The organism is Streptomyces sp. NPDC048370 (assembly GCF_043200825.1).
Taxonomy (GTDB): Bacteria; Actinomycetota; Actinomycetes; order Streptomycetales; family Streptomycetaceae; genus Streptomyces.
In genome coordinates this window covers 451,342-471,816 of sequence record NZ_JBICYI010000002.1, presented here as the reverse complement: position 1 = coordinate 471,816, position 20,475 = coordinate 451,342, and the positions used below count along the sequence as shown (strand labels likewise).

General features: G+C 73.2%; 15 protein-coding genes. 9 read left to right on the top strand and 6 right to left on the bottom strand.

The genetic code is table 11. The features are described 5' to 3' along the window. Positions 1–5 precede the first annotated feature (5 nt). From ACGFYP_RS05885 to ACGFYP_RS05875, 3 genes are all read left to right on the top strand, one after another. A complete protein-coding gene (locus tag ACGFYP_RS05885) occupies positions 6–218 on the top strand; it encodes an MbtH family protein (protein ID WP_361968359.1) in 213 nt (70 codons plus the stop codon). A gap of 122 nt (positions 219–340) precedes the next feature. Then, positions 341–4,405, top strand: coding sequence for a hypothetical protein (locus ACGFYP_RS05880; RefSeq protein WP_393486819.1), 4,065 nt, complete (start codon positions 341–343; stop codon positions 4,403–4,405). A gap of 217 nt (positions 4,406–4,622) precedes the next feature. Next, positions 4,623–6,338, top strand: coding sequence for an ABC transporter ATP-binding protein (locus tag ACGFYP_RS05875; RefSeq protein ID WP_393487496.1), 1,716 nt, complete (start codon positions 4,623–4,625; stop codon positions 6,336–6,338). A gap of 115 nt (positions 6,339–6,453) precedes the next feature. Here the strand turns inward: ACGFYP_RS05875 and ACGFYP_RS05870 are convergent, their stop codons facing one another. Together ACGFYP_RS05870 and ACGFYP_RS05865 are read right to left on the bottom strand one after the other, a co-directional pair. Further along, a complete protein-coding gene (locus tag ACGFYP_RS05870) occupies positions 6,454–8,343 on the bottom strand; it encodes an ABC transporter ATP-binding protein (protein ID WP_393486816.1) in 1,890 nt (629 codons plus the stop codon). Next, complete coding sequence (locus tag ACGFYP_RS05865; protein WP_393486814.1) at positions 8,340–10,046, bottom strand: ABC transporter ATP-binding protein; 1,707 nt, start codon at positions 10,044–10,046, stop codon at positions 8,340–8,342. The genes ACGFYP_RS05870 and ACGFYP_RS05865 overlap by 4 nt, the downstream gene beginning before the upstream one ends. A gap of 265 nt (positions 10,047–10,311) precedes the next feature. Between ACGFYP_RS05865 and ACGFYP_RS05860 the strand changes: the two genes are divergently transcribed. The 6 genes from ACGFYP_RS05860 to ACGFYP_RS05835 all read left to right on the top strand — a co-directional run bounded on the left by ACGFYP_RS05860 (position 10,312) and on the right by ACGFYP_RS05835 (position 15,978). Next, positions 10,312–11,388: a FecCD family ABC transporter permease gene (locus tag ACGFYP_RS05860; RefSeq protein WP_393486812.1), complete on the top strand. Its 1,077-nt coding sequence runs from the start codon at positions 10,312–10,314 to the stop codon at positions 11,386–11,388. Then, the gene (locus ACGFYP_RS05855) at positions 11,385–12,482 is read left to right on the top strand and encodes a FecCD family ABC transporter permease (RefSeq protein ID WP_393486810.1); all 1,098 of its coding nucleotides are present in this window, start codon (positions 11,385–11,387) and stop codon (positions 12,480–12,482) included. Before ACGFYP_RS05860 ends, ACGFYP_RS05855 begins: the two co-directional genes overlap by 4 nt. A gap of 86 nt (positions 12,483–12,568) precedes the next feature. Then, positions 12,569–13,459 (top strand): ABC transporter ATP-binding protein, encoded by an 891-nt coding sequence (locus tag ACGFYP_RS05850; protein WP_393487494.1) that lies wholly within the window; start codon positions 12,569–12,571, stop codon positions 13,457–13,459. 16 nt (positions 13,460–13,475) lie between these two features. Beyond that, complete coding sequence (locus tag ACGFYP_RS05845) at positions 13,476–15,056, top strand: amidohydrolase (protein ID WP_393486808.1); 1,581 nt, start codon at positions 13,476–13,478, stop codon at positions 15,054–15,056. After that, entirely contained in the window at positions 15,053–15,280 is a 228-nt protein-coding gene (locus ACGFYP_RS05840) for a hypothetical protein (RefSeq protein WP_393486806.1), read from the top strand. Before ACGFYP_RS05845 ends, ACGFYP_RS05840 begins: the two co-directional genes overlap by 4 nt. 275 nt (positions 15,281–15,555) lie before the next feature. Continuing rightward, positions 15,556–15,978: a GNAT family N-acetyltransferase gene (locus tag ACGFYP_RS05835; protein ID WP_393487491.1), complete on the top strand. Its 423-nt coding sequence runs from the start codon at positions 15,556–15,558 to the stop codon at positions 15,976–15,978. 136 nt (positions 15,979–16,114) lie between these two features. Here the strand turns inward: ACGFYP_RS05835 and ACGFYP_RS05830 are convergent, their stop codons facing one another. From ACGFYP_RS05830 to argC, 4 genes are read right to left on the bottom strand one after another with little or no spacing between them, the layout of a single operon-like run. Next, entirely contained in the window at positions 16,115–17,305 is a 1,191-nt protein-coding gene (locus ACGFYP_RS05830; protein WP_393486804.1) for an acetylornithine transaminase, read from the bottom strand. Next, complete coding sequence (gene argB, locus ACGFYP_RS05825) at positions 17,302–18,231, bottom strand: acetylglutamate kinase (RefSeq protein WP_393486802.1); 930 nt, start codon at positions 18,229–18,231, stop codon at positions 17,302–17,304. Before argB ends, ACGFYP_RS05830 begins: the two co-directional genes overlap by 4 nt. Then, positions 18,228–19,379, bottom strand: coding sequence for a bifunctional glutamate N-acetyltransferase/amino-acid acetyltransferase ArgJ (gene argJ / locus ACGFYP_RS05820; protein WP_393486800.1), 1,152 nt, complete (start codon positions 19,377–19,379; stop codon positions 18,228–18,230). The genes argB and argJ overlap by 4 nt, the downstream gene beginning before the upstream one ends. Continuing rightward, positions 19,376–20,413 carry an N-acetyl-gamma-glutamyl-phosphate reductase gene (gene argC, locus ACGFYP_RS05815; protein ID WP_393486798.1) on the bottom strand — a complete coding sequence of 346 codons (1,038 nt, stop codon included), beginning with the start codon at positions 20,411–20,413 and terminating at the stop codon, positions 19,376–19,378. The genes argJ and argC overlap by 4 nt, the downstream gene beginning before the upstream one ends. Positions 20,414–20,475: the final 62 nt, after the last annotated feature.

The following is a 20,475-nucleotide window of genomic DNA, read 5'->3' as shown; positions in this document are numbered from 1 at the left end:
CACCAATGAGCACCAACCCGTTCGAGGACCCGCAGGGCAGCTTCCTGGTCCTGGTCAACGACGAGAACCAGCACTCGATCTGGCCCTCGTTCGCCGAGGTCCCCGCCGGCTGGCGGACCGCCTTCGGCGAGGACACCCGTGAGGCCTGCCTCGCGTACGTCGAGGAGCACTGGACGGACCTCCGGCCGGCCAGCCTCGTGGCCGCCCAGCAGGGCTGACCCCGCCCGCACGACCGCACGCACGACTGCCGCCGCCCGTGGAGCACGCTCCGCGGGCGGCGTTGTCAGTGGCGCCGCGTAGCGTGGGGGTTGTCGATCAACAGCACGGGGGAGACCGGCGCATGGGCACGCGTGTCGAGAACAACGGGTACACCGCGGAACTGACGGACGATCTGGAGGTCGTCTACCGCAATCCACGGGGGCGGAGGCTGAAGCAGGTCCCCGAATCCCTCGGCGGAGCGCCGGGGCTCAGCCTGATGCTCACGGCCCGGACGCAGCTGAGGAAGCAGCGTGAGGCGTGCCGGGAGCAGGCGCGTGCGTGGGCGCTGGCCGGGGTGCGTGTGCCGCGCGCCCTCGCTGATGCCGATCCGCTCTGGCGCGAGGCCCTGGAGTCGGAGGCCGTCGACCTCGCCGACGAACTGGGTGAGGGGGGCCTGTGGGTGCGTACGTACACCGGGTTCGACGGGCGCACGCTGACCCAGCTGCTTCCCGAACAACTCCTGCCGTACCGCGACCGCCTGATGCGTGAGGAGCACTGGGAGCCGGACGGCTGCTTCTCCACGGGCATACCGGACCCCTCCGACGGAGAGCTGCCGTTCCCCGAGCGGGTCATCGCCGCGCACCCGGGCCATGAGGAGCTGGCGGCCCGGAAGCTCATCGCCCTGCAGGAGCGCACGAGTGGGTGGCGGTTCGTCTTCAAGGCGGACATCGACGGCCTCCTGCAGGAGCTGGAGGAGGCTGCTCCCGCGCTCCTTGTCGGTCTCCTGGACGAGTTGGGCGACCTGGCCCTGCGGAAGGGCGAGCAGCAGACGGCCACCGCCTGGTTCGGGCGCGCCCGCACGACCGAGCGCACGCAGGCGCACAGGGTCGACCGGGAGTGGCTGGTGAGCCGCTACCTCGCGTACGCCGAGGGCAAGGCCCTCTCCGCCACCGCCCTGCGTGCCTGGGCCCGCGACCTCGCCGTCAAGGGAGCGGCGTCCGCGGAGGCCCTCGCCGGCTTCCGCCTCGTGGTCATCCGCCGCGTCCAGGCCTCGGGGGAGCTGTACCCGCAGCTGGCCGCCGACGTACGCAAGATCGCCAGGGCCGCACGACTCGAACCCGAGAGGGAACTGGCCACGCTGCTCGCAGAGGTGTGCGAGCTCGGCGCCATCTCGCTGACCGACGACAAGTTCTGGACCGACTGCTTCAAGGGCTCGGCCATGGACCTGCTCGGCGATCACGCCCCCGAGGCGGTGCACCAGGTCCTGAAGCTGCGCCCCAGCCGATTCGGCGACAGCTCCAAGCTGTGGCTGGAGCTGCTCGAACGCAGCGGTGCGCTGGCCCGGCTCACCGGTGAGGTCGGTGGGCTGCCGGCGGGAGAGGCCGCCGCCTGGCTGTCCGAGTGCGTCGAGTCGAACAGCAGGCACATGGGTCCCTGGCGGGTCATGTACGACCTCGCCGAGAGGATCGCGCCGCGGCTGGCCGCCGACGGTGTCCCCGTGTCGTTCCACTACGAGACCTTCGACCGTCGGACCGACCGCAGGACGCCCCTCGACCTCATCGACGTGCTTCTTGAGCACGGCGCCCCGGTCGCCGACCCGCCGGAGCTCCTCGGCCCGTCGGAGCTGTACCACCTCCAGGTCGCCCGCCGGCCGAAGCTGGAGCACCTGTGCGCGGACGAGCGCTTCGCCCGCGAACTGCGGGCACGGGTCCGGGCCGATCTGGAGATGACCACCAGGAGCCAGGCGACCAACCGCTGGTACCAGCCGCAGGCCACCAAGGGCTGGGAGCAGATCCCCACGCTCTTCGACAACCCGATCGGGCACGAGGAGATCCGCGCCTGGTCCGAGCGCGAGAGGGCGAGGCTGCGCGCCGGGGTCGACTTCGAGGAGCTGGTCCTCCTGCTCGGCCGTTACGCGCACGTGGGGGTGGCGGCGGATCTGCTCCTCAAGAACGCGGACGCGGCCGCGGAGTTCGCGGCGGTGGACGTCATGCCGCTGCTGATGGCCGAGCTGCCGGAAACCGTCACACGTGAGGAGGTGGAGGAGCTGGTGGCCAGGCTCGAGCCGTACCACGTCGACGACGAGGGCGTACGAGGAGTCAACCGCGGACCGATCCTGGAAACACTGCCGCAGCTGGGCGAACCGATCCACAGCCGGGCCGCCCGCTCCCTGGTCATGGCCGCCAACTGCCGTGACGGTCTTGAGCGGCTGGTGCGCCGGCTCACCCCCGACGAGGACGGTCGGACGTCCGCGCCCTCGCCCGAGGTGGAGTCGGACGATCCGGACGTCCGGATGAGCCGTCGGCTGGTGCGGTTCGCCGAGCACGGCACCACCGTCTGGGGAGGCGATCTGGCGCAGGCCGACGCCACGATCGACAACCTTCCCCGTGACAACAGCTTCCGCCACACGCACGCCTGCGCCGCGCCGATCGCCCTGTGCGCCGTCTCCTCCAGGGTGGGCGGCCGGACGGTCCGGTCGCTGCCGGCGTACGCCGCCCACCCCCTTCTCACCGGGGAGCCGGGCCGATGGCGGATCGGCCGGTGCGAGGTGCCCGAGGACGGTACGGACGTCCACCTGCCCCTCCCCGGGAAGGTCTTCCGCACGGCGACGTCCGTCTCCCTCGTCCTGGGTGGTGGCAAGTCCCACCGGATGCTGTGGGAGTACGCCCCCGACGGCTCCTTCACCGAGGACGGTCCACTGGCCCCCGCGGGCCTGAAGCTCACGCGCGCCCATGTGCTGGAGCCGATCCGTCCCGGCTCCTGGTTCGCGCGCTTCGCCGAGCTGTACCGAGAGAAGGGTCCCGCCCCCGCCCGCCCGGAGCTCGCCGAGGCCTTCGCCGAGCGGCTCGGCCTCACCGTGGCGGAGGCCACTGTGCTGCTGATGGCGCACGTCCCGTGCGCGCCGCACCAACTGGAGGACGAGGACGGCTACCTCTCCCGTCACCCCCGCACCGACGTCGAGCCCTGGAACATCCCGTTGAAGGACGCGGACGAGGCGGTCGGCGCACTGACCACCATGCTCGACCCCCGGTTCGTCACGACGCTCTACGACAAGCTCCTCCCCGACGATCCTGAGCGGTTGTGGACCACCGGCCCCGACGTCGACCGCGCCGCCGAGTGGTGGGTGCACGAGCTGGGCGCGCCCCTGCCCGTCCCCGAGGCCCTGCTCTCCCTCGCCGCCAAGGACACGATCCCGCCCAAGGGTGAGCCTGCGTTGCACCGCGTGCACAGCCGGGACGCCCGGGCCTGGTGGCCCCACCTGCGGCTGCCCGCCCTGCTCGGCCGCCTCGCGACGGGGGAGCAGTGTCTGGACACCCACCGTTCGGCCCTGCTGGGCGAACCCCGGGTGCTTGCGCTCCCGAGGACGGCCGCCTGGCTCGCGTACCGCACCCCGGCCGGCGATCCGCTGCGCCCCGCGGTGGGCGAGGCGATCTCCCGACTGCACGAGGAGCTGGCGCGTGTCCCCGCCCCGCTCACCGTCTTCTCTCTCCAGAGCAACTACCTGATGGGCCAGCCCCCTTCGACCGAGGCGATCGCCGCGCATCCGGCGGTCACGGAGGAGGCCGACCCGGTGTACGACGTGCGCCACATCCGGGTGGACGCGGCAGCGCTCAAGGGAGCCGACGATCCCCTCCTGGACACGCTGGACGCGTACCTCGACTCCGTCCTGCCCTCCCAGTGGCTGCCCAGCCCGTCCGGGCTGCCCGCCCTCGCGGACCTGCGGCTGCTGCTGAGCGAGGACTTCGCCGCGCTCGGCGAGCACCTCGCCACCGACGGGGAGCGGCCCTCGGGGTGGGAGCAGGATCCGGCGCGCTCCGTGCCGCAGCTCGTCGAGGAGTGCGCGAGGACGTACGGCCTGAGCGAGGACGCCGCCGCGCTCTACCTGATGCTGCTCGCCCTGCCGGACCCGTCGGACCGCAACGTCAAGGCGTGGACCGGGTGGAAGCCCACGCGCTTCAAGGCGGCCGAGGCCGAACTGGGCGCCTCGGGCCGTGTGCTGCGCGCCGTCCGGCCCCGAGCGGGCCGCTCCCTCTTCCTGCCGGGCGCCTGGCAGGAGCGGAAGCCCCCGCGCCTCCCGATCGAGGTGGCGAAGCTCGGCCTGCTGCCGCTGGCCAGGGAACACCGGTCGACGTCCCACCTGGCCGCGGTGCCCTCGGCTCCACTGCCCACCCTGTTCACGCGCGCGTGGGAGAGCCGCGTGAACTGACCGGACAGCGGGGGCGGTCGGCGCCGCGGCCGCCCTCAACCATCGAAGCCACCGGTGCGTCCGATGTTGATGCCGCACCGAGACCGCACCACGATGCCGCACCGACACAGAACCACGATGCCGCACCGACACAGCACCACGAGGAGCACGCGTGGCCACCACGGCAGAGTCCGCCCCACTCACCCCACCCGCCGAACCGGCCACGCCCGCGTGGCGCATGCTCCTCGGATACGTCCGGCCGCACCGCTGGACGCTGCTCGGCGGGGCCGTGCTGTCGCTGGTCACCGGAGCCACCGGGCTCGCGCTGCCGCTGGTGGCCAAACACCTCATCGAGGCGCTCTCCGACGACCGCCCCATCACCGGCGCCCTGCTGCTGATGTCGGCCCTGGTCCTCGCCAACGCGGGCATCGGCGCGCTCGGCGGATACGTCCTGCGGCGCACCGCCGAGTCGGTCGTCCTCGGCGCGCGGCGCACCCTGTCGTCGTACCTGCTGAGGCTGCGCATCGCCGCCGTGGACCGCAGCGAACCCGGCGATCTGATGGCCCGCGTCACCTCCGACACGACCCTGCTGCGCGAGGTCACCACCGACTCGCTCGTCGGTCTCGGCACCGGCGGTCTGACGCTCGTCGCGACGCTGGTGATGATGGGCCTGGTCGACCCCGTCCTGCTGGCGGTCACGCTCGGCGTGGTGCTCGGCGCGGGGACGGTGATCGGCGCGATCGTGCCCCGTATCAACAAGGCCAGCCGGCAGGCGCAGGACGCGGTCGGAGCGATGGGCGCTTCACTGGAACGCATCCTCGGCGCCCTGCGCACCATCAAGGCCTCCGGCGCCGAGCACCGCGAGGAGCAGGTCGTGCACGCCGCGGCCCAGGAGTCCTGGCGGCAGAGCGTACGGGCCGCGAAGTGGTCGGCCCTTGCGGGGAACACGGCCGGTCTGTCCATGCAGATCGCGTTCATCACCGTGCTCGCCGTCGGCGGCGCCCGGGTCGCCACCGGCGCGATCGACGTCGGAACCCTGGTCGCGTTCCTGCTGTACGTCTTCTACCTGATGTCCCCGATCCAGGAGGTCGTCGGCGCGGTCACCCAGTACCAGGCCGGCGCCGCCGCCCTCGCCCGGATCCGCGAGGCGTTGCGGCTGCCGGCCGAGCCGCCCGCCGAGCCCGCGCCGCTGCCCGCACCCGGCTCCGAACCCGCCGCGCTGGCCTTCGAGGACGTCCGGTTCCGGTACGCGCAGGATCTGCCGTACGTCCACCACGGGGTGAGCTTCTCCGTACCGCCGCGCGGTATGACCGCCTTCGTCGGCCCGTCAGGCGCGGGCAAGACCACCGTCTTCTCCCTCATCGAGCGCTTCTACGACCCGGACGCCGGACGGATCACGTTCGACGGCCGTGACCTGGCGGCGTGGGAGATACCCCGACTCCGTTCGGCGATCGGCTATGTCGAGCAGGACGCGCCCGTGCTCTCCGGCACCCTCCGGGACAACCTCCTGCTCGGCCATCCGGACGCCGACGAGGAGGACCTGCTCCGCGTGCTGGGGACCACGCGGCTCGACGGTCTCGTCGAGCGGCTCCCCAAGGGCCTGGAGACGCTCGTGGGGCACCGCGGCACCAAGCTGTCCGGCGGGGAGCGTCAGCGCGTCGCGATCGCCCGCGCGCTGCTGCGCCGCCCTCGCCTGCTCCTGCTCGACGAGGCCACGAGCCAGCTCGACGCCGTCAACGAGGCGGCGCTGCGCGACACCGTCGCCGACGTCTCCCGCACCACGACCGTGATGGTCGTGGCCCACCGGCTCTCCACGGTCACCATGGCCGACCGCATCGTCGTCATGGACACGGGCCGGGTACGTGCAGTGGGCACCCACCGCGAACTCGTCACCGCCGACGCGCTGTACGCCGAACTCGCCGCCACGCAGTTCCTGGCCACCGCCGACAGCTGACGGCCCCGCTCAGGGCGCCACGTGGGACTCCACCCGCCCGGAGACGGCGAAGTCCCCGTCCACCCCGTGCTGCAGGGGTGGACGGGGACTACGGGGACTTCGGTGAGGCTCCGGGTTACGCCGGTACCGCGGGCTCGCGGCGGCTGTCGGACCAGGCCGACCAGAGTTCGGCGTAACGGCCGCCCGCCGCGACGAGTTCGGCGTGGGTGCCCGTCTCCACGACGCGGCCCTGGTCCAGGACGACGACGCGGTCCGCGGTCGCCGCCTGGGGGAGGCGGTGGGCCACCATGAGGCCCGTACGGCCCTCCAGGGCGCGCAGCGCGGCCGTCTCCAGGACGCGGGCGCCCGCGCTTCCGGCGTCGGCCGTGGCCTCGTCGAGGATCGCGATGGGCGGGTCGGTGAGGACGAGCCGGGCGAGGGCCAGGTGCTGGGCCTGGGTCACCGTCAGCCGGTGGCCGCCCTCGCCCACGACCGTGGCGAGGCCGTCCGGCAGCCCGTCGACCCACTCCAGGGCGTCGACGTGGGTCAGCGCGGCGCGCAGCTCCTCGTCCGTCGCCCCGGGGCGGGCGAGGCGCAGGTCCTCGGCGAGCGGACCCGCGAAGACATGGACCTCCTGGCTGATCAGGGTGACCGCCCGCCGGACCCCGGCCGGGCCGAGCTCCCGCGCGTCCACGCCGCCGAGGGAGATGGTCCCGGTCTCCGGGTCGTGCACGCCCGCGATCAGCTTCGCCAGCGTGGTCTTGCCCGCCCCGCTCGCGCCGACCAGGGCCACCCGCTCGCCGTCACGGACCTCCAGGTCCACCGAGGAGAGCACCGGGTGGCCGTCCACGTAGGCGTGGCCGAGGCCGGACACCTTCACGGAACCGTCCACCGGCGTGGCGGCCGTCTCGTCGGCCTCCCGCTCCGCCGGGAGGCTCGACACGCCCACCAGGCGGGCGAGGCTCGCGCCGGCGGACTGGGCGTCGTCGATGAGGAAGAGCGCCGCGTTGATCGGGTTGAAAAGGCCGTGGAAGTAGAGCGCCGCCGCCGTCGCCGTACCGATGCTCACGGCGCCGCCGTCGACCAGGAAGAAGCCGGTGAGGAGGATCGATGTCAGTCCGATGAACTCGGCGATGTTCAGACGGGAGAAGAAGCCCGAGACGAGGTGCATGCCGCGCGCCGCCAGGCCGACCGCGGCCTGCGAGCGCTGCTCCAGGAGGTCGGCGTGCCGGCCGTTCAGCCGGAACGCCCGTACCGTGCGCACCCCGCCGACGCTGTCGAGCAGCTGGTGCTGGAGGGCGCCGGTCGCGACCCGGTGCGCGGCGTAGATGGTCGCGGCGCGCGGGATGTACCAGCGGACCGTCAGGATGTGGACGGGGACGGCCACGAGCACGGCGAGCAGGAAGCGCCAGTCGAGGACGGTGAGACCGACCAGCGTCAGGATGATGGTGAGGAAGGCGCCGGCGAACTCGGGGAGCGCCTGCCGCACCGCCTTGGCGATCAGCGTGACGTCACCCGTGACACGGGACGTCAGGTCGCCGGATCCGGCCTGCTCGACCCGTTCGAGCGGCAGCCGCAGAGCCCGGGCGATGAACCGTTCCCGCAGGTCCGCGAGGATCGTCTCGCCGAGCCTGGCCACGAGCGACTTGCCGATCGCGGTCGCGACGCCCCGGGCCACGGCGACCGCGAGCAGGAGCAGCATCGGCACGGTCAGCGCGCCCGCGCCGCTCTTGTCCACGACCAGGTCGACGATGCGGCCGAGCAGCGGCGCGGTCAGCAGCCCGATGCCGGTGCCGACGACGAGGACGGTCACCGCGGTCACGGCGAGGAGCCGGTGGTGGCGGAGGAGTTCGCGGACGACGGAGAAGGTGTGGGCGCCGGTGGCGGTGGGCAGGAGCTCGCGTTCGGGCGTGCCGGGTCCGCTCATCGTCCGTCCTTCGTCCTTCACGTCTCGGTCCTGCGTGTCCTGGCCGGGCACGTCCTGGTCCTGCCCGTCCTGAGGGGTTCTGTCCTGATTGTGCGTCATGCCAGCACCGCCGTGCGGTACGTCTCGTGGGCGGCGACCAGCTCCGGGTGGCTGCCCTCGGCGGCCACCCGGCCGTCGTCCAGCATCACCACGACGTCGGTGCCGGCGAGCAGAGCGGGGCTCGTCGTGACAAGCACCGTGGTGCGGCCCTTGCGCAGCTCCCGCAGCCGGGCCGCGATGCGTGCCTCCGTGACGGTGTCGACGGCCGTGGTGGGGTCGTGGACCACGAGCACCGGCGGGTCGGCGGCCAGGGCGCGGGCGAGCGCGACACGTTGGCGCTGGCCGCCGGAGAGCGACCGGCCCCGCTCGGTGAGGACGGTGTCCACGCCCTCGGGCAGCGCCTGGGCGACGTCGTCCGCCGCCGAGGCGGCGAGCGCGGGGCCCACGTCGAGCCCGTCCGTACCGTCGGTGTCGGATCCGGCCCGTACGTTGGCGAGGAGGCTGTCCTCGAAGAGGTCGGCGTCGTGGTGGGCGACCAGGATCGCGCGGCGCGCGTCGGCGGGACCGAGGTCGGTCAGCGGTACGCCGTCCAGCTCGACGCTCCCCTCGGCGGGGTCGAGTTCACGGCCCAGGCAGAGCAGCAGGTCGTTGGCGGCGGCCGCGTCGCGGGTGACCACCCCGACGAGGCTGCCGGCGGCGATGTCGAGGTCGACGCCGCGCAGGGCGCCCTGGGTGAGACCGCGCAGGCGCAGCCGTCCGGCGACCCGGTCGGGCAGCGCGGCCGTACCGGCAGCGACGGCCGGGGGCGAGGCGAGGACCTCGGCGATCCGCTCGGCCGAGGCACGGCCCTGGGCGAACTCGCCGTTGACGTAGGTCAGGAGCTGGAACGGACCGAGGAGGTACTGGGCGAGGCCGACGGCCGCCACCAGCTCACCCACGGTGATGCTGCCGCTCATCGCGAGATGCGCGCCGACGAGCCCGATGGCCGCGATGAAGATGCCCGTCAGGGCGAGGATCGCGCCGTCGTGCCAGGCCCGGCTCGTCGCGGCCCGCAGCGCGGCCGCCAGCGAGCTCCGGCTCGTCTCCCGGTACCGGGAGACGGCGGCGGCCTCGGCGCCGATGCCCTTCAGTACGCGCAGGCCCCCGACGAGGTCGGCGGCGACTCCGGAGGCGTGGGCGGCGTGCTCCTGCTCCGCCTCGCTGCGCCGCTCAAGGGGGCGGCTGATGACATGGCCGAGCCACAGCAGCGGCGGGACGCCGAGCAGGACCAGCAGGCCGAGCGGTACGGAGATCCGGAGCAGCGCCACCGCGCTGACCGCGAGACCGGCGATCGCGGAGAGCGTGTACGGCATCGCGGAGGCGACCGAGCCGACGCGGCGGGCGTCGCCGGTGGCGACGGCGGTCAGCGCACCGGGAAGGCGGCCGGCGTCGGCGCCGCCCCGCGGGTCGAGGACCCGGGCGGCGAGGTCCTGCCGGATCCGGTGCGCGGCGGCCTCGCCCGCGCCCTCGGCCAGCCGGGCGGAGTTCCGGTAGCAGGTCGACAGGATCAGGAACAGACCGGCGAGCACCAGGAGCCAGCGCAGCAGGGCGCCCGAGGAACCGGTCGACACCGCCTGGTCGATCACCAGACCGATGACGACGGGGACGAGGGCCTCGCACGCCTGGTGCGCCATGCCGAGGAACGAGGCCGTGGCGACGCGTCGGCGCTGATCTGCGAGCGCTCTGCGGAGGACGGAGCCCCCCGTTGGTCCTCCAGCGGGCATGCGGATCCTCCACAGACAAGGGGTGGGATAGTTAGGTAAGGCTACCTTAAACACGGCTGGTGCCAAGGGTGCCTGGGGCCTTCGGCGTCATCTTCGCAGCGTGTGGGGTGATCGGGAACGAGCCCCCGCGTTGACCCCGTCCCGACTCTACGGTTAGCCTCACCTAAGTTCCATCGAGGGTGTGTCATCTCGCTTGCCGCACACCCATGTTCAACGCTTCGCGCGGCTCGCGGGGCGCTCGAGTCCGCCGCCAGGGGAGTGGTCGTTGTCCGTCGAAACCCGGGCGGCGCCCGGAACCGAGACCGGTGGCCCGGCCGGGCCCGTCGTGCCCACGGCACGTCCTGCCGCGGTGGCCCTGCGCAGTATCGGCCTCCTCGTGACGGTCGGCGCGCTGGTCCTCGTCTCACTCGTCAGCATCTGGGTCGGTACGCGAGGAATCCCGTTCGCCTCGATCTGGCACCTGCTGTGGGAGCCCGACGGTTCGGAAGCCTCCGTCATCGTCCATGACTACCGGATCCCCCGTACCGTCCTCGGCCTCCTCGTCGGGATGGCCCTCGGACTCTCCGGCGCCCTGATGCAGGCGCTGACCCGCAACCCGCTCGCCGACCCCGGACTGCTCGGCGTGAACCTGGGCGCCTCCGCGGGCGTCGTCGTGGCCATCGCCTTCCTCGGTGTGGCCGCGCCGCTCGGCTACGTGTGGTTCGCCCTCGCGGGCGCCGCCGCCGCGTCGGTGGGCGTCTTCCTCCTCGGCTCCTCCGGGCGGAAACTGGCCACCCCCGACCGGCTCGTCGTCGCCGGAGCGGCGGTGACGGCCGTGCTGTACGCCTTCAACTGGGGCGTCCTGCTCTTCGACCCCGAGGCGTTCGACCAGTTCCGCTACTGGACGGTCGGCTCCCTCGCCGGCCGGTACGGCGACATCGTGCTGCTCCTGCTGCCGTTCGTCGTCGTCGGCCTGGTCCTCGCCTTCGTCCTCGCCCCCTCCCTCAACGCCCTGGCCATGGGCGACCAGATGGGGCGCGCCCTCGGCGTCCACGTCGGCCGGACCCGCGTCCTCGCCGCCGTCGCCGTGATGCTGCTCTGCGGGGCGGCCACCGCCGCCGCGGGGCCGATCGGCTTCGTCGGCCTGGCCGTTCCGCACGTCGCCCGTTTCGTCGCGGGCGCCGACCAGCGGTGGGTCTTCGCGTACTCGACGCTGCTCGCACCGGTCCTTCTCATCGGCTCGGACGTGCTGGGCCGGGTCCTCGGAGCGCCGGGCGAGGTGCAGGTCGGCATCGTCACCGCGTTCCTCGGGGCGCCTCTCTTCATCGCGCTGTGCCGCCGTCGAAAGCTGGTCATGCTGTGAGCGCCGTACGGGAGACGAAAGCCTCCACCCTCCAGGGCGGGACCGCCCCGCGCGTCATCAGCGGCCGGGTCGTCCGCGCCGGAGCGGGCGGCGTCTCCATGCGCTTCCAGGGGCGTACGGTCGCCGTGACCGCCCTGCTGCTCGTCGCGCTCGCCGTCGTCATCGGCATCACGCTGACCACCGGCGACTTCGAGCTGACCGTCGGAGAGGTCGTCGGCGCCCTCACCGGAAACGGTTCGGGGGCCGCCGACTTCGTCGTCAACACCCTGCGCATGCCGCGCATCCTGACCGCGGTCTTCGTCGGCGCGGCCCTCGGCGTGAGCGGGGCGATCCTGCAGAGCCTCACCCGCAACTCCCTCGGCAGCCCCGACATCATCGGCTTCACCAACGGTTCGGCCGTCGGCGCGCTCGTCGTGATCATCGTGCTGCACGGCAGCATGACCCAGATCGCGATCGGCGCCCTGATCGGCGGCCTTGCCACGGCCCTCGTCGTCCACCTCCTCCTCATCGGCCGGGGGTTGCAGGGGTTCCGCCTTGTCGTCATCGGCATCGGCGTCAGCGCCCTGCTGCTCGCCGTCAACTCGTACCTGATCACCCGGGCGACCTTCCAGGAGGCCCAGGAGGCGCAGGCGTGGCTGATCGGCAGCCTCGGCAACCGGCTCTGGATGCACGCCAACGCCATCGGGCTCGCCCTCGCCGTCCTGCTGCCGCCCGCGTTCCTCCTCTCCCGCCGCCTCGCCATGGTCGAGATGGGCGACGTCACGGCGACGGCCCTCGGCGTCAACGTGAACCGGACCCGCACGGTGCTCTTCGTCATCAGCGTCTCCCTCGCCGCCTTCGCCACCGCCGTCACAGGACCCATCGCGTTCATCGCCCTGGCCGCGCCCCAGGTGGTCCGCAGGCTCTCCCGCTCCTCCGGACCCGTCCTGCTGCCCGCCGCCCTCATGGGCGCCCTCCTGCTCACTCTGAGCGACCTCGTCGTCCAACGGGTGTTCGCCCCCGCGCTGTTGCCCGTGGGCACGGCGACCGGCGCCGTCGGCGGCGCCTACCTCATCTGGCTGCTGATCACCGAGTCGCGAAAGAGCCGCGCATGAAAGAGCCGCGTAAGAACGAGTCGCGTAAGAACGAGTCGCGTAAGAACGAGCCGCGCACGAACGAGTCGCGTACGAACGGGGCGGGCATGACGGGCACGAACTCTCCTGGCCCCCGGCTGCGCGCCGAGGACCTCACGCTCTCCTACGACCAGCGGACCGTCGCCACGGAGCTGAGCGTCGACATCCCCGACCACTCCTTCACCGTGATCATCGGGCCGAACGCCTGCGGCAAGTCGACGCTGCTCACGGCGCTCGCCCGGATGCTCAAGCCCAAGGCCGGGCAGGTCTACCTCGACGGCGCCGCCATCGCCTCGTACCGCTCCCGCGAGGTCGCCCGCCGGCTCGGCCTGCTCCCGCAGTCCTCCAGCGCGCCCGGCGGCATCACCGTCGGCGACCTCGTGGCGCGCGGCCGCTACCCGCACCAGCGGCTGCTCAAGCAGTGGTCCGCCGAGGACGAGACGGCCGTGGTCGAGGCGATGCGCCAGACCGGCGTCCTGGAACTCGCCGACCGTCCCGTGGACGACCTCTCCGGCGGCCAGCGGCAGCGGGTCTGGCTCTCCATGGTGCTGGCCCAGCAGACCTCCATCCTCCTGCTCGACGAGCCGACCACCTTCCTCGACATCGCCCACCAGGTCGAGGTCCTCGACCTCTGCGCCGAGCTGCACGCCCGCAAGGGCCACACGGTCGTGGCGGTGCTGCACGACCTCAACCAGGCCTGCCGGTACGCCACCCACCTCATCGTGATGCGTCCCGGCGGCGTCATCGCGGCCCAGGGCGACCCGGCCACGGTCATGACGGCCGAGCTGGTCGAGGACGTCTTCGGCCTGCCCTGCCGGATCATCGAGGACCCCGAGACCGGCACCCCGATGATGATCCCGGCCGCGCCCCGCCGGTTCGCGCCGGACGCCGAAGAGGCTTCGGTGACCGACCAGGCCGCCGACTCCGCGGACGCCGTCGTGCTCGCCGAGACCTCCTAGGAACGGACTGCCCGTGATGCTGTGCACCAGGCTGACGAACGCCCGCATCCTCACCATGGACCCGGACCATCCGGTCGCCCACGACCTGGGCATCTGGAAGGGGAGGATCGTCGGCCTGGACGAGGCCGTGACCTCCCTGCCCGCCCGCGAGGTGATCGACCTCCAGGGCGCCACCGTCCTCCCCGGGTTCGTCGACAGCCACGTCCACCTGGCCTGGACCGGCCTCAAGGCGAGCTCCCCGAGCATCGCGGGACTCGCCCGCGTCGAGGACGTCCTCGCCACCGTGGCGGAGGCCTGCACCCGTAATAACACCCCCGGCGCGTGGGTGAGCGTCGGCGGCTACGACCAGCGGGCCCTCGGACGGCACCTGACCGCCGCCGAACTCGACGGCGTCAGCCACGGCCACCGGGTGTTCGTCATGCACCAGTCCGGCCACGCGTGCGTGGTCAACAGCGCCGTACTCGACCTGCTCCCGGACGACGTCCCGCACGAGGACGGCGTCCTCGTGGAGAGCGCGATGGGCGCCGTCCGGCGGCTGCGACTGCCGTACGCGCAGGAGGAGTTGGCCGACGCCATCGAGTACGCGGCCCGCGAGTGCCTCACCGAGGGCATCACCGCCGTGGCCGAGGCCGGCATCGGCGGCGGCCTGCTGGGCCACAGCCCCGTCGAGCTCGGCGCGTACCAACTCCTGCGCGACCAGGGCCGGCTGCCCCTGCGGGTCCAGCTCATGCCCGGCGGCGACACGCTGCGGCCGGTGGGCGCGCACGAGCGGGACGGCATCCCGCGCGGCCTCGACCTCGGTCTGCGCACGGGCTTCGGGGACGACTGGCTGTCCGTCGGTGCCCTGAAGATCTACACCGACGGCGGCATGATGGCCAGGACGGCCGCCCTCACCGCCCCCTACGAGGGCATGGAGACCACGGGCCAGCTCCAGGACGACCCCGAGCGCCTCACCTCCCTCATCGTCGACGGCCATCTGGCCGGCTGGCAGCTCGCGGTCCACGCGATCGGCGACCGGGCCGCGGACCTCGCGCTCGACGCCCTGGAGCGGGCACAGGAGCTGCGGCCCCGCACCGACGCGCGGCACCGGATCGAACACGCGGGCCTCATCCGGCCCGACCAGCTCCCGCGCTTCGCCCGCCTCGGCCTCAGCGCCGTCGTCCAGCCCAACTTCCTCCGGTACTTCGGCGACGACTACGCGACGATCATGGGCTCGGAGCGCGCGCCGTGGATGTACCGGGGCCGGGGCTTCCTCGACCACGGCGTCACGCTCGTCGGCAGCTCCGACCGGCCCGTCACGGACGGATCGCCCCTGCGGGCCGTCCAGTTCATGGTCGAGCGGGCCTCCCTCTCGGGGCAGTTCATCGGCCCCGACGAGGCGATCACCGTCGACGAGGCGCTCCACGCGTACACGGTCGCGGGCGCGTACGCCTGCCGCTGGGACGACAGCGCCGGCAGCCTCAGCCCCGGCAAGCGCGCCGACCTCGTCGTCCTCGGCGACGACCCGCGCCGTGTCGACACCTCCAGGATCGGCGACATCGAGGTCGTGGCGACCTTCGTCGACGGACGCGAGGCGACGGACGGGAAGAAGCTGTGAACGGGCCGATCGACCCGTTGGAGCGGCACTCCGCCCTCTGGCGGGTCCCCGAGGGGCCGTCCCGCTGGGTGATCTGGCACGCGGGCGAGGGCGAAGACATCGTGTTCGACCGGGAGTTCAACATTCCGGCCGACGTGGAGGACGCGGCTCTCCCGGAGATCCTCCGCCGGATGCGGCAGGCGGGGGCGCCGGAGAGCGACGACTACCCGGGGCGGCCCTGCTGAGCGGGAGCGTCCGACTTGGCGAGCAAATCAAGTAAGGCTACCCTTAGTTCGACTGATCCGCCGGTTGGCGCGGGGAGCCGATCGCTCCGTGGCGCACGGTGGACCGAGGAAGGAAAGCCTTGACCACGGCCCCGCCGCGCCAGGCCACGCTGTCGCCTCGCGAACTCGATCCGCCCGCCCTCCCGGGCATCCCCGTCCGCCCGGGTCTCCCGGACCCCTCGGGCCTCCCGGAGCTCTCGGGTCTCCCGGGCGGCGGGCTCCGCGTCCGGACGGCAATCCCCGAGGACGCCGCCGCGCTCGCCGCACTCTCCCGGCCGTTCGTGCGCTCGGGAGCGCTCCGTGAGCGCCCGCTCTCCCTCTACGCCGACCAGGCGTCCGACTTCCTCGTCGCGGAGTCCCCCGAGGGAACCCTCGACGGCTGTCTCGGGCTGCGTGCACACGCCGCCGCGGGGGTCCTCTACAACTTCTGCGTGGCCGGGCACCGACAGGGATGCGGCACAGGAGCCCGACTGCTGCGCGCCGCACTGGCGAAGGCCCGCACCCGCTCCCTGCGCACCCTCTTCACGGCGACCACCGGCGGCGGCCACCTCTTCCTCCGCCACGGCTTCGCCCCCACCCCCGCGAGCCTGGCACCCCCGACCTGGGCCCAGTCCCTCGACCCCCGCCGCAACGCCCGCATCCTGGCCCGCGCGGTCTAGGGCGAGCGTGCGTGCTAGGCGTCGCCAGGCAGGCGGGACTTTCGAAACACGCCCTGGGGCTTCCAGGCACACGAAAGGGCGGGCCCGGGAGCCGATCGAGGCTCCGGGCCCGCCCATGCGTACGTTCTCGGGGCGCTCAGGTGTCGAGGATCTCCGGGAGCGCCTTCACGAGTCGGTCCACCTGGTGCTCCGTCACCGTCAGGGCCGGCGCCAGGCGTACGGTGCCGGGGCCCGCCGCGTTGACGAGGAAGCCGGCGTCCTGGGCCGCCTGTTGGACGGCCGGGGCGACCGGGTCCGTGAGGACCACGCCCAGGAGGAGCCCCGCGCCCCGCACCTCGGCGACCCGGGGGTGGGCCGGCTCCTCGATGCCGTGGCGGAGCCGCTCGCCCACCCGGACGACCCGGTCGAGCAGCCCCTCCGCCTCGATGGTTTCCAGGACGGCGAGACCGGCCGCGCACGCGACCGGATTGCCGCCGAACGTGGAGCCGTGCTGGCCGGGGCCGAGCAGCTCGGCCGCCTCGCCGAAGGCCACCGTGGCGCCGATCGGCAGCCCACCGCCCAGGCCCTTGGCGAGCGTGACCACGTCCGGGTCGACACCCGAGGCTGCCTGGTGCGCGAACCAGTGGCCGGTCCGGCCGATCCCGGTCTGCACCTCGTCGAGCACGAGCAGGGTTCCCGTCGCCCGGGTGATCTCGCGGGCCGCCCGCAGATAGCCGTCGGGAGCCGGAACGACCCCTGCCTCGCCTTGGATCGGTTCGAGGACGACGGCCGCGGTCTCCTCGGTCACCGCTGCCCGCAGCGCCTCGACATCCCCGTACGGCACGTGCGTCACCGCGCCGGGCAGTGGCAGGAAGGGCTCCCGCTTCGCCGGCTGTCCGGTGAGCGCCAGGGCCCCGAGGGTGCGCCCGTGGAAGCCGCCCCGCGCCGCGACCAGGTGCGGTCGCCCCGTCCGGCGGGCGATCTTGAAGGCGGCCTCGACCGCCTCCGTACCGGAGTTGGCGAAGAACACCCGGCCCCGCTCCCGGCCGAACAGGCCGAGCAGCCGCTCGGCCAGGGCCACCGGGGGCTCGGAGACGAACAGGTTCGAGACGTGCGCCAGCCGGCCCATCTGTTCCCGGACGGCCGACACGACGGCGGGGTGGGCGTGGCCGAGGGTGTTGACCGCGATCCCGCCGGTGAAGTCCGTGTACGCACGGCCCGACTCGTCCCAGACCGTGCTGCCCTCACCCCGGACGAGCGCGAGCGGGGGAGTGCCGTACGTGTCCATCATCACCGCGCTCCAACGGTGCGCGAGCGCGGTGGTGCCGGCGTCGGCCTCGGCGGTCACGGGCGGTCCTCCTCTGTCCCGTTCCCGGGTTCCTCGTCCGGGACGACGGTCGTGCCCGGGCCCTCTTCGGCGAAGACGCCGCGCAGCAGGGCGTGCGGCACCCGGCCGTCCACGACATGGGCCCGCCGGACGCCCCCGCGTACCGCGCGCAGACAGCCCTCCATCTTCGGGAGCATGCCGCTCGCGAGCCCCGGAAGCAGCGCGTCGAGCTCCGCCGCCGTGAGCCGGTCGATCACCTCGGTGCTGTGCGGCCAGTCCGCGTACAGCCCCTCGACGTCGGTCAGGACCACCAGCCGTTCGGCGCCGAGCGCGACCGCGAGAGCGGACGCGGCGAGGTCGGCGTTGACGTTGTAGACCTCCCCGTCCTCACCCCGTGCCACGGGCGACACCACGGGGATACGGCCCTGGTCGAGCAAGGTCCGTACGGTGCCGGGCTCCACGGCCACGACCTCGCCGACCAGACCGATGTCCACCGGCCGGCCGTCCACCCACGCCGGGCGCCGTACGGCCGTCATGGTGTGCGCGTCCTCGCCCGACATGCCCACCGCGAACGGACCGTGGGCGTTGAGGGCGCCGACCAGGTCACGCTGGACCTGACCGGTGAGCACCATGCGGACCACGTCCATCGTCTCGGGCGTCGTGACGCGTAAACCCGCCTCGAAGCGGACCTCCAGGTCGAGGCGGTCGAGCATCGCGCTGATCTGCGGTCCGCCGCCGTGCACGACGACCGGGCGCAGCCCCGCGTGCCACAACTCCACGACGTCCTGGGCGAACGTCCGGTGCAGCGCCGGGTCCACCATCGCGTTGCCGCCGAACTTGACGACGACCGTGCGGCCCTGGAGCTCCTCCAGCCACGGCAGATCGGCCTCGGTCAGCCCGGCGGTCGCCCCGGCGGCCGGGCCGGTCACCGTTCCCTGCCCGCTCATGAGCTGTACGCGCTGTTCTCGTGGACGTACTCGGCGGTGAGGTCGTTGGTCCAGATCACCGCGGAGGACTCGCCCGCGCACAGGTCCACCGTGATCGTGATCCGGCGCTCCGACAGGTCCACCTTGTCCCGGGACTCGCCCGCCGCGCCGTTCCGGCACACCCAGACCTCGTTGATCGCCACGTCCAGCCGGTCGGGGTCGAACTCCGCCGACGTCGTGCCGATCGCGGACAGCACCCGGCCCCAGTTCGGGTCCTCGCCGTGCAGCGCGCACTTGAGCAGGTTGTTCCGTGCCACGGAGCGGCCCACCTCGACGGCGTCCTCCTCGGAGGCCGCGCCGACGACCGTCACCGCTATCTCCTTGGACGCGCCCTCGGCGTCCGCCACCAGCTGCCGGGCCAGGTCGAGGCAGACCTCGTGCACGGCATCGGCGAACTCCGCGGGGTCGGGGACGACCCCGGAGGCGCCCGAAGCGAGCAGCAGGACGGTGTCGTTGGTGGACATGCAGCCGTCCGAGTCCACCCGGTCGAACGTGGTGCGCACCGCCCGGCGGAGCGTCCGGTCGAGCGCGTCCGCGTCGACCTCGGCGTCCGTGGTGAGGACGACGAGCATGGTGGCGAGGCCGGGGGCGAGCATGCCCGCGCCCTTGGCCATGCCGCCGACCGTCCAGCCCTCCCGGGCCACGGCGGCGGTCTTGTGCACGGAGTCCGTCGTCTTGATGGCGCGGGCCGCGTCCTCCCCGCCGTCGTCGGTCAGCCGCTCCACGGCGGTGTCGATGCCGGCCGTGACCCGGTCCATCGGCAGCATGACGCCGATGAGGCCGGTGGAGCAGACCGCGATGTCGTGCGGGTCGGCGTCCAGGGCCCGCGCCGTACGCTCGGCCATGAGCAGCGCGTCGACGGCTCCGGCCTGTCCCGTGCAGGCGTTGGCGCCACCGGAGTTGAGGACGACGGCCGAGAGCCGGCCGTCTGCGAGGGCGCGGCGGGACCAGCGTACGGGCGCGGCCTGCACGCGGTTGGAGGTGAAGACGCCGGCGGCGGCGCGTGACGGTCCTCGGTTCACCACCAGGGCGAGGTCACGATCGCCGGACTCCTTGATGCCGGCGGCGACACCGCAGGCGAGGAATCCACGGGCAGCGGTCACGCTCAAGGAGCCACTCCATTCGTGGGCAGGCCCAGCCACTCCGGCAGGCCGAGGGCGAGGTTCATGGACTGCACCGCGCCACCCGCGGTGCCCTTCACCAGATTGTCGATGGCGCTCACACAGATCAGCCGGCCGGCCTCCGGGTCCACGGCGAGCTGGACCTGGACCGTGTTGGAGCCGAGGACGGCGGCGGTCGAAGGCCACTGCCCCGGCGGCAGGAGCCGTACGAACGGCTCGTCGGCGAAGGCGGCCTCGTACACGGACCGCACCGCCGCCTCGCCGGCGGCGGCCGCTTCCGGGCGCAGCCGGGCCGAGCAGGTGGCGAGGATGCCCCGGGACATGGGCGCGAGGGTCGGCGTGAAGGAGACCGTCACGTGCTCGCCCGCCACCAGGGAGAGGTTCTGCGTCAGTTCGGGGGTGTGCCGGTGGCCGCCGCCCACGCCGTACGGGCTCATGGAGCCCATCACCTCGGCGCCGAGCAGCTGCGGCCTGAGCGCCCTTCCGGCGCCCGACGTGCCGCTGGCCGCGACGATCACGACCTCCGGCTCCACCAGGCGGGCCACGTGGGCGGGGTACAGCGCCAGCGTGACCGCCGTGGGATAGCAGCCGGGCACCGCGATCCGCGTGGCGCCCTTCAACTCCTCCCGGGCGCCCGGCAGTTCGGGGAGGCCGTACGGCCAGGTCCCGGCGTGCGCGGAGCCGTAGAACCGCCCCCAGGCCTCCGGGTCACGGAGCCGGAAGTCCGCCCCGCAGTCCACGACCACCGTCTCGGGGGCCAGCTCTCGTGCGAGAACGGCCGACTGCCCGTGCGGCAGGGCGAGGAAGACCACGTCGTGGCCGCGCAGCGAGTCCGCCGAGGTCTCCGTCAGGACCCGGTCGGCGAGCCCGGGCAGCTGGGGCTGCACGGACCCGAGCGGGCGACCCGCGCTGCTGTGCGCGGTCAGCGCGCCGAGCTCCACGCCGGGATGCGAATCCAGCAGGCGGAGGATCTCCCCGCCCGCGTAGCCGCTGGCACCGGCCACCGCGACCCGTACGGTCATCTTCTTCGTTTCTCCCTGTCCGTGTGGGGGGCTGCGGTCACAGGATCGGCGCCGCAGGTCGC